This window comes from Kiloniellales bacterium, from assembly GCA_030064845.1.
Classification (GTDB): domain Bacteria; phylum Pseudomonadota; class Alphaproteobacteria; order Kiloniellales; family JAKSDN01; genus JASJEC01.
This window is the reverse complement of the sequence record JASJEC010000036.1, coordinates 1-15,000: the sequence shown is the minus strand read 5'-3', so window position 1 is coordinate 15,000 and position 15,000 is coordinate 1. Positions and strand designations below refer to the sequence as shown.

At 68.3% G+C, this 15,000-nt stretch carries 14 protein-coding genes (1 of these 14 only partly in view); 3 read left to right on the top strand and 11 right to left on the bottom strand.

The window, feature by feature from the left end; all coding sequences use genetic code 11:
• The 7 genes from QNJ67_13845 to tauD form a co-directional block, all read right to left on the bottom strand.
• Positions 1–584: the 5' portion of a hydroxymethylglutaryl-CoA lyase gene (locus QNJ67_13845; GenBank protein MDJ0610054.1), read on the bottom strand. It extends 313 nt beyond the left edge of the window; only the first 584 of its 897 coding nucleotides appear in the window; it begins with the start codon at positions 582–584; its stop codon lies off the left edge, out of view.
• 5 nt (positions 585–589) lie between these two features.
• Positions 590–1,105, bottom strand: a complete 516-nt coding sequence (locus tag QNJ67_13840) for a GNAT family N-acetyltransferase (GenBank protein ID MDJ0610053.1) — start codon at positions 1,103–1,105, stop codon at positions 590–592.
• Positions 1,102–3,099 (bottom strand): acetyl/propionyl/methylcrotonyl-CoA carboxylase subunit alpha, encoded by a 1,998-nt coding sequence (locus QNJ67_13835; protein ID MDJ0610052.1) that lies wholly within the window; start codon positions 3,097–3,099, stop codon positions 1,102–1,104. Before QNJ67_13835 ends, QNJ67_13840 begins: the two co-directional genes overlap by 4 nt.
• Before the next feature lie 16 nt (positions 3,100–3,115).
• Entirely contained in the window at positions 3,116–3,946 is an 831-nt protein-coding gene (locus tag QNJ67_13830; GenBank protein ID MDJ0610051.1) for an enoyl-CoA hydratase/isomerase family protein, read from the bottom strand.
• A gap of 103 nt (positions 3,947–4,049) precedes the next feature.
• Positions 4,050–5,657: a carboxyl transferase domain-containing protein gene (locus QNJ67_13825; protein ID MDJ0610050.1), complete on the bottom strand. Its 1,608-nt coding sequence runs from the start codon at positions 5,655–5,657 to the stop codon at positions 4,050–4,052.
• A gap of 63 nt (positions 5,658–5,720) precedes the next feature.
• Entirely contained in the window at positions 5,721–6,194 is a 474-nt protein-coding gene (locus QNJ67_13820; GenBank protein MDJ0610049.1) for a GNAT family N-acetyltransferase, read from the bottom strand.
• On the bottom strand, positions 6,191–7,081 hold the full coding sequence (gene tauD, locus QNJ67_13815) for a taurine dioxygenase (protein MDJ0610048.1): 891 nt from the start codon (positions 7,079–7,081) through the stop codon (positions 6,191–6,193). The genes QNJ67_13820 and tauD overlap by 4 nt, the downstream gene beginning before the upstream one ends.
• A gap of 231 nt (positions 7,082–7,312) precedes the next feature.
• On the opposite strand from tauD, the gene QNJ67_13810 reads away from it, so the two are divergent.
• The 3 genes from QNJ67_13810 (at position 7,313) to QNJ67_13800 (ending at position 11,153) form a co-directional block, all read left to right on the top strand.
• Entirely contained in the window at positions 7,313–7,771 is a 459-nt protein-coding gene (locus QNJ67_13810) for a (2Fe-2S)-binding protein (protein MDJ0610047.1), read from the top strand.
• A 4-nt stretch (positions 7,772–7,775) separates the two neighbouring features.
• A complete protein-coding gene (locus QNJ67_13805) occupies positions 7,776–9,953 on the top strand; it encodes a xanthine dehydrogenase family protein molybdopterin-binding subunit (protein MDJ0610046.1) in 2,178 nt (725 codons plus the stop codon).
• A 228-nt stretch (positions 9,954–10,181) separates the two neighbouring features.
• On the top strand, positions 10,182–11,153 hold the full coding sequence (locus tag QNJ67_13800) for a threonine dehydratase (protein MDJ0610045.1): 972 nt from the start codon (positions 10,182–10,184) through the stop codon (positions 11,151–11,153).
• Positions 11,154–11,195: 42 nt separating this feature from the next.
• Here the strand turns inward: QNJ67_13800 and QNJ67_13795 are convergent, their stop codons facing one another.
• The 4 genes from QNJ67_13795 to QNJ67_13780 all read right to left on the bottom strand — a co-directional run.
• Positions 11,196–12,650, bottom strand: coding sequence for a DUF2142 domain-containing protein (locus QNJ67_13795; protein ID MDJ0610044.1), 1,455 nt, complete (start codon positions 12,648–12,650; stop codon positions 11,196–11,198).
• A 66-nt stretch (positions 12,651–12,716) separates the two neighbouring features.
• On the bottom strand, positions 12,717–13,319 hold the full coding sequence (locus QNJ67_13790) for a 2-hydroxychromene-2-carboxylate isomerase (GenBank protein MDJ0610043.1): 603 nt from the start codon (positions 13,317–13,319) through the stop codon (positions 12,717–12,719).
• A 109-nt stretch (positions 13,320–13,428) separates the two neighbouring features.
• Positions 13,429–14,148: an SPOR domain-containing protein gene (locus QNJ67_13785; protein ID MDJ0610042.1), complete on the bottom strand. Its 720-nt coding sequence runs from the start codon at positions 14,146–14,148 to the stop codon at positions 13,429–13,431.
• A gap of 132 nt (positions 14,149–14,280) precedes the next feature.
• A partial coding sequence (locus QNJ67_13780) for an acyl-CoA dehydrogenase family protein (protein ID MDJ0610041.1) occupies positions 14,281–15,000 on the bottom strand: 720 nt, incomplete at its 5' end.

Below are 15,000 nucleotides of genomic sequence, written 5' to 3'. Positions count from 1 at the left end.
GCCGCCACGGACTCCACCAGGGCCTTCGCCGCGCCCGGCGTGCCGACCCCGATGGTGTCGCCGAGCGAGATCTCGTAGCAGCCCATGGCATGCAACCGCTCGGCGACGCGGGTGACCGCGCCGGGACCCACAGCGCCCTCGTAGGGGCAGCCGAGCACGCAGGAGATATAGCCGCGCACCTTGAGGCCCCGGGCCAGCGCGGTCTCGGCGACGGGAGCGAAGCGCGCCAGGCTCTCCTCGATCGAGCAGTTGATGTTCTTCCGGGTGAAGCTCTCGGTCGCCGCGCCGAAGATCGCGATCTCCTTGGCGCCGGCGGCCAGGGCGCCCTCGAGACCTTTCATGTTGGGCACGAGGACCGGATAGCTCACCCCCTCGGCAGGCGAGATACCGGCCAGCACGGCGTCGGTGTCGGCCATCTGCGGCACCCACTTGGGCGAGACGAAGCTGCCCGCCTCGACGACCGATAGGCCGGCCGCAGTCAGCTTGTCGATCAAGGCGATCCGCACCGCGACCGGCACGGTCTCGGGCTCGTTCTGCAGGCCGTCGCGCGGCCCGACCTCGACGACCTTCACCTCAGGCGGCATGGCGCTCACCCGCTCTGCCTCCCTGCCCCCGCGAGTTCTTTGCACATGAGGTCGGCCTCTCCCTTCGGCAGTTGCAGCCGCTCGACCAGGCGCCAGCCGCGCTTGGCGTAGAACGCGCCCTGGTCTGGCGTATAGAGATAGAGAGTCGGGACGCGTCTTTCGATGGCCGCCTGTTCGATTTCGCGTACCAGGCGCCCGCCGATCCCCCGGTTGCGCGCGGCGGCCTGGACGAAGAGGCTCGAGAGCCAGGGCGAGAGGTTCTTGCGGCAGTCCAGGTCCTGGTTGCACAGCAAGGCGACGCCCAGAGGCTCGCCGTCACTCAACGCGACGACGCCGGTCTCCCTCCGGTCGGCGCGGGCGAGATCGGAGAGCCAATCCCGCGTCTCCGCTACGGCATAGCCCTCGTCCCGCCCCCACGCACGCCAGAGCCAGTCCGCCAGGACGGGCAGGTGATCGCGGGCGCGCCAGAGCGGCACGAAGTCGGGCGCCGCGAGCTCCGAAGTGCTCGGCGCCGGTGTCACTCGACAGACTCCAGCACGACCAGCTCGGCGCCCTCCTCGACCAGCTCGCCGGCCGCGGCCAGGACCGCGCCGACCCGGCCCGCTGAAGGCGCGGCGATGGTGTGCTCCATCTTCATGGCCTCGAGCACCATAAGGGGGGCGCCACCCGCCACAGTCTCGCCGGGCGAGACCTTGACCTGCACCACCTTGCCCGGCATGGGCGCGACCAGGCGGCCGCCGAGGGAACCGGCCGCGTCGTCGAGCAGGAGCGGGTCGTGCAAGGCGAGCACGTGGCTGCGCGGTCCGCGGGCCAGGGCGAGCCCGGACCCCTCGCGGACGATGGTTGCCGCGAGCCGGCGCCCGTCGATCACCGCGTCCAGGCCGCCGTCCTCGTCCAGAGTCGCGCGCGCCTCGACCGCGCCGCCGGGAAGACCCAGGCGGTAACCCTCCGGCAGGTACCAGACCGTGACCGCCACCAGGCTTTCCGGCCCCTGGAAGCGCAGGACGACATGGCTGCCAACGGTGAGCCGCCAACCGGTCACCTGATGCCAGGGTGAATAGGGGTCGCCCGATTCCCGGGCATGGGCCGCGGCTTCGGCCCGGCGCTGTTCAAGGACGGCGAGGCTGGCCAGCGCGAGGACCTCGTCGTCCGGCCGGTCGGGCCCTTCGGTCAGCGCCGCGCCATGGCGGTCCAGGAACCCGGTGTCGAGCTCGGCGGCCCCGAAGGCCGGGTGCGCCGCCAGCGCGGCGAGAAAGGCCAGATTGGTCGTCAGGCCGAGGGCCTCGGTCTCTTCCAGGGCGCGCCGCAGCCGCCGGACGGCCGCGGGACGGTCCTCGTCCCAGACCACGAGCTTGGCGATCATGGGGTCGTAGTGCGGACCGATCTCGTCGCCGCCGCGCACGCCGCTGTCGACGCGGACCTGCCTGCCCTCACCCGGAAAGCGAAGGTGGCTGAGCCGGCCGGTCGCCGGCAGGAAGCCGCGCGCCGGGTCCTCGGCATAGATCCGCGTCTCGATCGCGTGGCCTCGGATCTTCAGCCGGTCCTGCGTCAGCGGCAGGGGCTCGCCGGCCGCGACCCGGAGCTGCCAAGCGACCAGGTCCTGGCCGGTGATCATCTCGGTCACCGGGTGCTCGACCTGGAGGCGGGTGTTCATCTCCATAAAATAGAAGTCCTCGCCCTCGGCGATGAACTCCACGGTGCCCGCCCCCCGGTAACCGATCGCGGCCGCGGCGGCCAGCGCCGCATCACCCATCGCCGCGCGCCGCGCCTCGGTCATGCCGGGCGCCGGCGCCTCCTCGACCACCTTCTGGTGGCGCCGCTGGATCGAGCAGTCCCGCTCGAAGACATGAACCTGGTTGCCGTGGCCGTCGGCGAAGACCTGGATCTCGATGTGGCGCGGCCGGGTCAGGTAGCGCTCGATCAGCACGGTGTCGTCGCCGAAGCCGGCCTTGGCCTCGCGCCGGGCGCCCGCCAGGGCCTCGGTGAAGTCCGCCGCCTTCTCGACCACCCGCATGCCCTTGCCGCCGCCGCCCGCCGAGGCCTTGATCAGCACCGGGTAGCCGATCTTCTTCGCCGCCTGGGCGAGCGTCTTCTCGTCCTGATCGGCGCCGTGATAACCGGGCACCAGGGGCACGCCGGCCTTCTCCATGATCGTCTTGGCCTCGCGCTTCGAGCCCATGGCCCGGATCGCCGCGGGCGGCGGACCGACGAAGACCAGGCCGGCCTTTTCGCAGGCCTCAGCGAAGTCGGCGTTCTCTGAGAGGAAGCCGTAACCGGGATGGATCGCCTGAGCCCCGGAAGCCTCGGCGGCCGCGAGGATCGCCGGGATCGAGAGGTAGCTCTCGGCGGCCGGCGCCGGCCCGATTTCGTGGGCCTCGTCGGCCAGGGCCACGTGCCAGGCGTCCCGGTCGGCCTCGGAGTAGACCGCGACGGTCCGGATGCCGAGCTTGCGCGCCGTCTTGATCACCCGGCAGGCGATCTCTCCGCGGTTGGCGATCAGCAGCGTCTCGAACAAGGTCCCCCCTTGCACCTCACGGCTCGCCGGTCCAGGCCGGCTTGCGCTTTTCCAGGAAGGCGCCAATGCCCTCGCGCGCTTCCGCGCCGCCCCGGGTCTTGGCTATGCGGCGCGCTGTTTCCTCGTCGATCGCCGGATCCACCGAGCGGCCGGCGACGCAGAAGAGCAGGTCCTTGGCGGCGGCGAGCGATTCGGGGCCGGCCTTGGCGAGCGAGGCCAGGATCTCGGCGCCCCGGCTCTCGAGCTTGTCGGCCGGCACGACCTCGTGGACCAGGCCGAGATCCCGCGCCTGTACCGCCGTCATGCGCTCCGCCGTCAGGAAGTAGCGACGGGCGGCGCGCGTGCCGATGGCGGCGGCGACGAAGGGCGAGATCACCGCGGGGATCAACCCAAGCCGCACCTCGGTCAAGGCGAAGATCGCCTCCGGCACGGCGAGCACGATGTCGCAGCAGGCGATCAGGCCGACCCCGCCGCCGAAGGCTGAGCCCTGGACAAGAGCCACAGTGGGTTTGGGCAGATCGTTGAGACGGCGCATCAGGCCGGCGAGCGCCCGCGCATCGGCCAGGTTGCGCGCCTCGTCGTAGCCCGCCATGCGCTTCATCCAGTTGAGGTCGGCCCCGGCCGAGAAGCTCTTGCCCTGCGCCGCCAGCACCACGGCGCGGACGCTTTTGTCGGTCGCCAGACCCTCGAGGCATGCACTCAGCTTTTCGATCAGGTCGTCGTTGAAGGCGTTGTGCACCTCGGGCCGCGCCAAGGTGAGGCGTGCGATTCCACCGGGCTGACGCTCTTCGAGAAAGAGAGGATCGCTCATGGTGCTGCCGATAATCGAGCCTTTGGTCGGGGTCATCCTTCGACAAGCTCAGGATGAGGGTGGGATCTGAAACATATCGCCCTCACCCTGAGCTTGTCGAAGGGTGATGGCGCCGGCCGGCCGCTGCCGTCGAAGCCGACTACATCCGGAACAGGCCGAAGCGGGTCTCTTCGATCGGCGCGTTGAGCGCGGCGGAGAGGCCGAGGCCCAGGACCATGCGGGTGTCTCGCGGATCGATGATGCCGTCGTCCCAGAGCCGCGCCGTCGCGTAGTAGGGGTGGCCCTGGTGCTCGTACTGCTCGAGGATCGGCTGCTTGAAGGCAGCCTCCTCTTTTTCGCTCCAGGCATCGCCGCGCGCTTCGATGTTGTCGCGCCGGACGGTGGCCAGGACGGTCGCGGCCTGCTCGCCGCCCATGACCGAGATCCGGGCGTTGGGCCACATCCAGAGGAACCGAGGCCCGAAGGCCCGGCCGCACATGCCGTAGTTGCCGGCGCCGAAGCTGCCGCCGACGATCATCGTCAGCTTGGGCACCCGGGTGGTCGCCACGGCGGTCACCATCTTGGCGCCGTCCTTGGCGATGCCGCCGGCCTCGACCTTGCGGCCGACCATGAAGCCCGTGATGTTCTGCAGAAAGATCAGGGGGATGCCGCGCTGACTGCAGAGCTCTATAAAGTGCGTCGCCTTGAGCGACGACTCGGAGAAGAGAATGCCGTTGTTGGCGACGAGGCCGACCGGGTAGCCGAAGAGACGGGCGAAGCCGCAGACCAGCGTGGTGCCGTAGAGCGCCTTGAACTCGTCGAACTCGCTGCCGTCGACCAGACGTGCGATGACCTCGCGCGCATCGTAAGGCTTCTTCAAATCGGGCGGCACAAGGCCGCAGATCTCTTCGGGGTCGTAGAGCGGCTCGCGCGGCTCGGCGATATCGAGGTCGTGGTGCTTGACGAGATTGAGGTTGCCGACGATGCGCCGCGCGATGGCGAGCGCGTGGCTGTCGTCGGCGGCCATGTGGTCGGCGACGCCCGAGGTGCGCGCGTGCACCTCCGCCCCGCCCAGCTCCTCCGCGCTGACCGCTTCGCCGATCGCCGCCTTCACCAGTGGCGGCCCGCCTAGGAAGATCGTGCCCTGCTCCTTGACGATGATGCTCTCGTCGGACATGGCGGGGACATAGGCGCCGCCCGCCGTGCAGGAGCCCATGACCACCGCGATCTGCGGGATGCCCGCCGCCGACATCCTGGCTTGGTTGTAGAAGATGCGGCCGAAGTGCTCCCGGTCGGGAAAAACTTCGTCCTGGTTCGGCAGGTTGGCGCCGCCGGAGTCGACGAGATAGAGGCAGGGCAGCCGGTTCTCGGCGGCGATCTCCTGGGCGCGCAGGTGCTTCTTCACGGTGACCGGGAAGTAGGTGCCGCCCTTCACCGTGGCGTCGTTGGCGACCACCATGCACTCGCGGCCCGCGACCCGGCCAATGCCGGTGATGATCCCCGCCGCCGGCACGTCGCCGCCGTACATCTTGTGCGCGGCGAGTTGGGACAGCTCCAGGAAGGGCGAGCCGACATCCAGCAGGGTGCGCACCCGGTCGCGCGGCAGCAGCTTGCCGCGCGCGAGATGTTTCTCCCGCGCCTTCTCGCCGCCGCCCTCCTTGACCGCCGAGACCCGGGCCTCGAGGTCGGCGACCAGCTCGGCCATCGCCGCCCGATTGGCCTTGAAATCCTCGGAACGGATGGAGACGTTGCTCTTGAGCACGGTCATAGAATGGCTCTACCCGGACCGCTCGCGGCCTGCAAGGGCCGCCGTTCCCTTCGGACCCCGATCCTACCCAAGGGGCTCGGTGCCGATCCGGGGCTTTCGGCGCATCAGGACCTCGTCTTCGCCCCTCGTCTGACCCGTCTTCTGCCAGCCGAGCCTGCGATAGAAGCCGGTGGCGCGGATGTTCGGATCCTGGTTGGCGTAGAGCCAAACCTCCTCGTGCCCCGAGTCATAGAGCCAGTCCTGCACCCGCTGCAGCACGCCCTTGCCGATGCCCCGGCGCTCATAGCCGGGCAGGACGGCGACGACCTGGACCTCGCCGTTCGAGCGGTCGCCCATGGAGAAGCCGACAACCCTGCCGTCGGCCTCGCAGAGCCAGCCCCTCACGTCGGTCTTCATGGCCTCGGCCAGACTCTCCGGCGTGATGCCGTAGTCCCTTTCCAGTTCCTCCAGGGTGATGGCGTTCTCGATCGTCGAGACGCGGAGCTCGAAGACCGCCGGCAGGTCGTCCGCGGTAATTTCACGAAAGGCGAGGGTCATCCAGCTTTCCGCCACCCTTCCCGCGCCCGACGGTCGTCGACCACGGTGACGCGGTGCATGGTTCGGCGCTGGGGATAGTAGTCGTTGACTGCGTAGTGCTGGGTGACCCGGTTGTCCCACATGGCGAGCGAACCGGGGCGCCAGCGGAAGCGCACCTGGAACTCCGGCCGGTCGATGTGATCGAGCAGGTAGCGCAGCAAGCGGTCGCCGTCACGCAGGTCCATGCCGACGATCATGCGGGTGAAGGGCTGGTTGACGTAGAGGCAGCGACGCCCGGTCACCGGGTGCCGCGGCGCGACGGGATGGACCGCCGAGCCCTCCCGGGCCAGGGCTTCGTCGAGCGCTTTGACGCCGCCCTTGGCAAGGTAGTCGTTGCGGAAGTCGCCCAGGTCGTGGACCGCCTCGAGGTCTTCGATCAGGCTCTTGATCTCGGCCGGCAGGGCCTCGTAGGCGGCGATCATGGAGGCCCAGAGCGTGTCGCCGCCGGTGGCCGGCACCTCCTTGGCGTAGAGGACCGAGGCGAAGGGCGGGTTCTCGTAGAAGGTCAAGTCCGTGTGCCACTGATTGGTGTCGGGCTTCTTGTCCGGGCCGCTCTGCAGCAGCACCACGTTGGGATGGCCCGCGGCATGGGGATAGACTGGGTGCGGCCGGTCGATGGCGCCAAAGCTCTCGGCGAAGGCGAGCTGGGCCGACGGCGCGATCTCCTGGTCGCGGAAGAAGATCACCAGATGGTCCAGCAGCGCCTGGTAGAGCGCGTCGAGGGTGCCATGATCCAGACGCCCTGACAGATCCACCCCGGAGATTTCGGCGCCGACGGTCGGCGTCAAGGGATCGATCGAAACTGTTCCACTGCCCATGGCGATGCCCTTGTCTCTGTCCGAGATCACCGTAGACCCGCCCACGAGCGGCGTCTTGTCCGATTCCGACTCTTGCGGCCAAGGCATCCCCGGCGCCGCGGGCCGGCCACAATATGCGGAAGGCCTTCTTCCCGGCCTCGAGGCGGTGTCACATGACTGTCACACGATCTTCGATTGAATTGCCCCGGCCGAACCGCCAGATCTCGGAATCGTCAGCCCGACCGGCGGCAGACCCAGGAACAGGCACAGAAAGGACAAGGGATGATCCAGATCTCGGTCAACGGCAAGACCGCCCAGCTCGACGTCGACCCCGACACGCCCCTCCTCTGGGCCCTGCGCGACGAGCTGCGCCTTACCGGCACCAAGTTCGGCTGCGGCATCGCCCAGTGCGGGGCCTGCACCGTCTACCTCGACGGCCAGCCGGTGCGCTCCTGCCAGCTGCAGGTCGGCGATCTCGACGGCGAGGCGGTCACCACGATCGAGGCCCTGGCGGGCAAGCAGGCCGACGCGATCCGCTCCGCCTGGCGTGAGCTCGACGTTCCCCAGTGCGGATACTGCCAGTCCGGCCAGATCATGAGCGCGACGGCCCTGCTGACCGAGACGCCGAAGCCGAGCGACGAGGACATCGACCTCGCCATGAGCGGCAACGTCTGCCGCTGCGCGACCTATCACCGCATCCGCGCCGCGATCCACCGCGCGGCCGACATCCTGGAGGGCTGAGATCATGCGTGCGATCGATAGGACTGCACTCGCCCCCTCCCGCCGCGGCTTCCTCAAGCTGAGCGCCGCCGCGGCCGGCGGCCTCCTGATCGGCCATCACCTCGCAGGCGGTCTGAGCGCAGCGGCACAAGCCGCTGAAACCGCGCCGAACTTTACGCCCTTCGTCCGCATCGGCAACGACGGGCTGGTGACCGTCTTCTCCAAGCACCTGGACAAGGGCCAGGGCATCGCCACGGGTCTGGCGACCCTGGTCGCCGACGAGCTCGACGCCACCTGGGACCAGATGCGCGCCGACTTCGCGCCGGCCAACAACGAGCTTTACAAGAACCTCTTCTTCGGAATCCAGGGCACCGGCGGCTCGACCGCCATCCCCAACTCCTTCGAGCAGTACCGCAAGGCGGGCGCGACGGCGCGTGCCATGCTGGTCAAGGCAGCGGCCGGGCGCTGGAATGTTCCGGCCGGCGAGATAACCGTAGAGCGCGGCCTGATCACCCACGCGAGCGGCAAGTCGGCGACCTTCGGCGATCTGGCGGACGAGGCCGCCGCGCTGCAGGTGCCCCAGGAGGTGACGCTGAAGACACCCGACCAGTGGGTCCACATCGGCAAGACCTTCCCCCGCCTCGACACGATCAACAAGACTCTCGGCGCCCCCGACACTTACGGCATGGACCTGCAGCTCGACGACATGCTGGTCGCCGTCACCGCGCGCGCGCCGAAGTGGGGCGCGACGGTGAAGTCCTTCGACGCCGCCGCGGCCGAGGCGGTCAAAGGCGTCGTCGGCGTGATCCAGGTGCCCCAGGGCGTGACCGTCCTCGCGACCTCGACCTGGCCCGCGATCAAGGCGCGCGACCTGCTCAAGATCGATTGGGATTTCTCGGCTGCCGAGACCCGGTCGACCGCGCAGCTCGATGCCGAGTACCGGACGCTGGCCGATCAGGAAGGGCTGGTGTTCCGCAACGACGGCGACGCGGCCGCGGCCGTCGCCGGCGCGGCTGAAGTGCTCGAGGGCACCTACAGCTTCCCCTACCTGGCCCACGCGCCCATGGAACCGATCGACATCGCCATCCTCTTCAAGGATGGCAAGGCGACGCTCTGGACCGGATCGCAGCTGCAGACCAGCGACCAGGGGACAGCGGCCGCGGTGCTCGGGATCGAGCCGAAAGACGTCGCGATCAACACCCTCTGGGCCGGCGGCTCCTTCGGCCGGCGGGCGATCTACGATTCCCACTACGCCGCCGAGGCCGCGGCCATCGCCAAGGTCTGGGGGAAACCCCAGCCGATCAAGCTGGTCTACACCCGCGAGGACGACATCAAGGGCGGCTACTACCGGCCCATGTACGTACACAAGGTGCGCGCCGGGCTAGACGGCGACGGCAAGCTGGTCGGCTGGCATCACCGCATCGTCGGCCAGTCGATCCTGACCGGCTCGATCTTCGAGCAGTTCCTGGTCCACGAGGGCATCGACAAGACCTCGGTCGAGGGCGTGAAGGACGCGACCTACGCCATCCCCAACATCCGGGGCGAGCTCCAGACCACCCAGGTCGGGGTGCCCGGCCTCTGGTGGCGGGCGGTCGGCCACACCCACACGGCCTACGTCATGGAGACCATGATCGACCGCGCGGCTAAGGCGGCGGGCCGGGACCCCGTGGATTTCCGCCTGGAGCTGCTGAAGGACGACGCGCGCAAGACCGGCGTGCTGAAGCTGGTGGCGGAGAAGTCGGGCTGGGGCACCGAGCTACCCAAGGGACGCTGGCGCGGCGTCGCGGTGCAGAAGTCCTTCAGCACCTACGTCGCCGAGGTCGCCGAGGTCTCTCTTCGGGACGACGGCACGGTCAAGGTCGAGAAGGTCTGGTGCGCGGTCGACTGCGGCATCGCCGTCAACCCGGACAACATCAAGAGCCAGATGGAAGGCGGCATCGGCTACGGCCTGGGCGCGATCCTGCGCAACGAGGTCACGCTGAGCGACGGCGCGGTCGACCAAGCCAACTTCGACGACTACGAGCCGCTTCGGATGGAGGACATGCCCGACATCGAGGTCCACATCCTGCCCTCCACCGAGGCACCGACCGGCGTCGGCGAGCCGGGCACGCCGCCGATCGGCCCGGCGGTCGCCAACGCCATCGCCGCCGCGACCGGCAAGTGGCCGGAGGCCTTGCCGCTGTCCCGCGACGGACTGGTGTAAGGAGCCGTCGCTAGAAAGGGAGAAGAAGCCGGCGCCAGTGAAGGCCGGCTTCCAGGGTCATTTTGATCACCACAGAGAACACCGAGGAAGAGAAAGGTTTCTTTCGCGCGCGAAGCCCGCAGGCTGACAGTTTCTTCTCTGTGACCTCTGTGTCTCTGTGGTGAAACCCTTTTTCTTGAGGCCGTTAAGATCTGTTGTTGCGCGCGTGCAGCGGCTAGTGTCGTGTTCATGTTCACCCTCACCGACCTTCAGGAAGCCGCCGATCTGGTTCACCGTCATGTGCCGCCGACGCCGCAGCATGCCTGGCCGCTGCTGCGCGAGCGCACCGGCTGCCAGGTCTGGGTCAAGCACGAGAACCACACGCCGATCGGCGCCTTCAAGCTGCGCGGCGGCCTGACCTACCTGAGCGACCTCAAGGCGCGCGATCCGGCGATCAAGGGCGTGATCGCCGCGACCCGCGGCAACCACGGGCAGTCGATCGCCACGGCGGCCGGGCTGCTCGGCCTTTCCGCCACCGTCGTCGTGCCCGAGGGCAACAGCGTCGAAAAGAACGCGGCCATGAAGGCGCAGGGCGCGGAACTCGTGGTCCAGGGCCACGACTTCCAGGCCGCCCTCGAGTATGCCAAGGAGCGCGCCGAGGCCGAGAGCCTCGCCATGGTCGAGTCCTTCTGTCCGGAGCTGGTGAAGGGCGTCGCCTCTTACGGCCTCGAGCTCTTCACCGCGGTGCCCGACCTGGAGGCGGTCTACGTGCCGATCGGCCTGGGCTCGGGCATCTGCGGCGTCATGGCGGCGCGCGACGCCATCGGCAGCAAGGCCGAAGTGATCGGCGTGGTCGCCGAGAACGCGCCCTGCTACGCGCTTTCCTACGCCAAGGGCGAGCCGGTCTCGACCAATGTCGCCGACACCATGGCCGACGGCATGGCCTGCCGGGTGCCCGTGGCCGAGGCGGTCGCCCTGATCAACGCCGGCGCCGCGCGGATCGTCAAGGTCTCCGACGACGAGATCAAGGTGGCCATGCGCGCCTACTTCAGCGACACCCACAATGTCGCCGAGGGCGCCGGCGCGGCGCCTCTGGCCGCCCTGCTCCAAGAGAAGGACGCCATGGCCGGCAAGAAAGTCGCGGTCGTGCTCTCGGGCGGCAACATCGACAAGGATGTTTACCGCGAGATCCTCGATGGCGGGATCGCCGCCGAAGATTAGGGCGCGGGTTCGGCGTCGAACCTTAGCGGGAAGAGCGCCGTTTCAGTGGAATTGGTCGATGACCGCGAAGATCACGCCGGATTGGATGGCGACGGCACAGACCGCAACGCAGCCCAGACGCCGCTGTCTGGATCCGAAGACGTCGATCCTCAAGAACGGCAAGTAGAGCAAGAGCGGCAGGGTCGGCAGGAGATAGCGGCCCTGAAAGCCGACGACCGAGGGAGACCCGACGGGCGACCATTGCAGGTACAGAAAGAACAACGCCGCGACAACGATCGCGACGAAGAGACCCGTCTGCGCGCCGAGCCCTACAGCCGACGTCATGCGGCCGAGATCCACGCGGTCGCCGGACGCGAGGTGAACGAGGGCCGCAAACCAGAGCACATAGATCCAGACAGGCGGCGACACCAAACGCCAACCGATGTGGGCGACGATATCCGCGCTCGCCTGTCCAACGAAGTCCGGGTTGGCAATTGTCCGGAAAAGGACGAGCAGGAACTCCCAAGGGGCCACGAGCAGGCGTCCCAGCTGCTCCCCGGACCGCACCCCTCCCCTGCCATCGGCGCTGTAGGTGAGGTCGCCGATCATCTGTGTCTTGACGACCAGCGCCCAGACAAGCGCGATCGCGAGGCCGGGCAGGAGCAGGACGGCCATGGCCCGGGCCTTCGCCCTCATCGATCCGAACTTCTCGACCGGGATCAGCACCGCCAGCAGCGGCAAGAGGATGTAGGGGGCCTTGAAGACACCGAAGAGAGCGCCCAGCGCCGCCAACTGCGCCAAGGATGCGCGGTCCAGGCGCCCGTCACCGCCGGCGATGTTGGACACGCGCACGCAGAAGAGGAAGGCAACGCCGGTGAGAAACGCGTCGATGTTGATCGTGCCGAGATAGCACACGGCCGTAGGCGTCAGCGCGATCAAAAGGAAAAGCGGGTGGCGGGCCGGGACGCTTCTCAAGGCCAGGAACATCAGACAGAGACCGAGGATCAATGTCGTCGCCCGGCAGAGATACAAGATGGCGATCGGCGGCAGATCGAAGGCGAGGCCGGCCCACATGGAGGGCGCATAGGGGATGTAGGCGAGCGGATTGTGGATGCGCAGAACGATTTCCGTCGGGTTGTCGTGTGGGACGAGCTGATCGCTCAGCAGCGGCGTACCCGCCAGCGCTCGCCACTCCGCCGAAGTGAAGGGCTCACCGCTCTTGACATGCTCGAAGGCGATTTCGCGGAAGGCACGAAGTCCCTCCGGGAGCGTTTCCGAGCCTGTCCAATTGCCGGTCGCCACTTCATAAGCGCGGACAAAGTTCCACGGTTCGTCAGTCATCGCCATCGGCGGCATCAGGGCGAGGTAGGCGAGGCCGAAGACCGCTCCGATCGCCAGATACAAGCGCTCCGGCCGTTCAAGCAGGGATGAAATCGTCAGGAGTCTTGCCACAGCCTTCACGAAAGAAACGGACACTGGCAATGCGAGACGCGGGCCGAGTCTCAGGATCGACCACAAAAAAGATCCTTATTCGAGAGGGTTAAGATTTTGTTTGAGAGGGATTGAGAACGGTGCGGCGCCGCGCTACCAGCCCCCGGTCTCCAGCCAGCGGTCGACATGGTCGAGGCGGTCGTGGCCCCAGAAGGGCTCGCCGTCGATCAGGATGAAGGGCGACCCGAAGACGCCCCGTTCGATCGCCCCGTCGACCTCGGCACGCAGGCGGTCCTTCACCGCCTGGTCCTGGAGCGCGGCCGAGAGGGCTTCGCCGTCGACTCCGAGACCCGCGGCGACCGACACGACCGCGGCGGCGCCGCTCATGTCGCGGCCCTCGGCGAAGGAAGCCCGATAGACCGCCTTGGCGAAGTCCCGGGCCAAGCCGGGATCCTGGTCGTCCAGCCAATAGAATGCTCTCGAGGCGGCCACCGACATGAAGGGAAAGGGCGACGGCAAGGTGAAGTTTACGCCCATGAGGCGCGCCGCCCGTTCCAGGTCGGTGCGCGCGTAGGCGCCCTTCAGGGGGATATCGAGCAGCGGTTCGCTGCCCGTGGCCTTGAACACAACGCCGATCAGGAACGGTCGCCAGGTCACGCGCCGCCCGTGCTTCCGGCCCAACGCATCGATCCGTTCGGCCGCTAGATAGCCGTAGGGACTGGAAAAATCGAAATAGAAATCGATCGCCTCGGCCATCGCGGGACCCCCGGGTTCTTAGCAGAGGGGTCACCACTAGCACCCGCTGGCCGGGGGGAGCAAACACCCGGTGGCTTTAGCGACCGCCCCAGAGCGGACGGGCTCCAGGTCACCAGACCACGAAGCAATCTTGCCGCTTGGCTTTGAGCAGTTCGCAAAGCGCATCGGCCTCGGCCCGGTCCTCGAAGGGACCGGTCTGCACACCGAACATGGTTCGCCCGCCGGGCTGCCGCTCCTGCAGGCGCAGGTCCTTGCTGCCCAGGAGAGCCCCGAGACCCTGCTTCAGTCGGACGCGCTCCCGTTCGGCGGTCGCGCTGTTCGGGAGGGAGGCGAGCTGGATCCAGTAGGCCTTGCCCTTCGCGCCGAGTGGCGCCGCGCCGGCCACCGGCAGAGCGGCGGAGGTCACCGGCGCCTTCGCCGGCGGCGGCGATTCAACCGCTTTCTCGTGCGCTGCGAGCAGGCGCTCGAGCGCGGCCGCCGCCTCGGGGTAACCCTCTTCGATCGCCGTCCGGTACCAGTCCGCCGCTGCTACGGCATCGGCGAACTGCGGCTCGATGCCCAGGGCTTCGAGCTCCTCCGGGTCGTAGCTGGCGGCGAGCCTGGCCGCGGCCTTGGCGCTGCCCTGGGACGCGGCCAGCCTGTAGAGCAGGCGCGCCGACTCGACGTCCTGGCGGTCGAGCATTCCGTCGGCCCGCGCGATCACCCGGTCGATCAAGTGGTCGGTTACGCTGGTCTCGGCTTGCGGCGCCTCCGCCTTCCCCGCGTCACCGGCCTCCGCGGGGGAGGACGCCGTCACGGCGAGGACGGCGAACACAGGCAGAACCGCCACGAGGCCGCTCCGGCCGCGGATCCCTATTTCGCGCATCACCGCGCTGCCCATCTCGGAAAACTCTGGTTTCCGGCCTGCACAAGATTTTGTAAGCAGCATATACCGAGGCGGCCGAGTCGTTCCAGAGCGCGCTCAGGAGGCGGCGATCTGGCGTCCAATGATCAGGCGCTGGATGTCGGAGGTGCCTTCGTAGATCTGGCAAACCCGGACGTCGCGGTAGATGCGCTCGACCGGGTAGTCGGTGAGGTAGCCGTATCCACCGTGGATCTGGATCGCATCGGAACAGACCTTCTCCGCCATCTCCGAGGCGAAGAGTTTGGCCATAGCCGCCTCCTTGAGGCAGGGCCGGCCGGCGTCGCGCAAGCGCGCCGCCTCGATCACCATCAGCTCGGCGGCGTGCAGCCGGGTCGCCATGTCGGCGAGGCGGAAGGAGACCGCCTGCAGGTCGAGGATCGGCCCGCCGAAGGCCTCGCGCTCCCGGGCGTAGGCGAGCGCAGCCTCGTAAGCGGCGCGCGCCATGCCGACCGACTGGGCTGCGATGCCGATCCGGCCGCCCTCGAGGTTGGAAAGGGCGATGCGGTAGCCCTGTCCTTCCTCGCCGAGCAGGAGGTCCGGCGTCAGCTTCATGTCCTCGAAGACGATCTGGCAGGTATCGGAGGCCTTCTGCCCGAGCTTGTTCTCGACGCTCGCGACCGTGTAGCCGGCCGTATCGGTCGGCACAATGAAGGCCGAGATGCCCTTCTTGCCGGCCGCCGGATCGGTCACCGCGAAGGCGATGGCGAGGTCGGCCTCGCGGCCGGAGGTGATGAACTGCTTCACCCCGTTCAGCACGTAGTGATTGCCGACCTTCTC

Bases quoted from the DNA above. Each gene is read 5' to 3' on its own strand.
- QNJ67_13830 (MDJ0610051.1), bottom strand. From the start codon at position 3,946: ATGACCCCGACCAAAGGCTCGATTATCGGCAGCACCATGAGCGATCCT.
- QNJ67_13825 (MDJ0610050.1), bottom strand. From the start codon at position 5,657: ATGACCGTGCTCAAGAGCAACGTCTCCATCCGTTCCGAGGATTTCAAG.
- QNJ67_13820 (MDJ0610049.1), bottom strand. From the start codon at position 6,194: ATGACCCTCGCCTTTCGTGAAATTACCGCGGACGACCTGCCGGCGGTC.
- QNJ67_13810 (MDJ0610047.1), top strand. From the start codon at position 7,313: ATGATCCAGATCTCGGTCAACGGCAAGACCGCCCAGCTCGACGTCGAC.
- QNJ67_13805 (MDJ0610046.1), top strand. From the start codon at position 7,776: ATGCGTGCGATCGATAGGACTGCACTCGCCCCCTCCCGCCGCGGCTTC.
- QNJ67_13800 (MDJ0610045.1), top strand. From the start codon at position 10,182: ATGTTCACCCTCACCGACCTTCAGGAAGCCGCCGATCTGGTTCACCGT.
- QNJ67_13790 (MDJ0610043.1), bottom strand. From the start codon at position 13,319: ATGGCCGAGGCGATCGATTTCTATTTCGATTTTTCCAGTCCCTACGGC.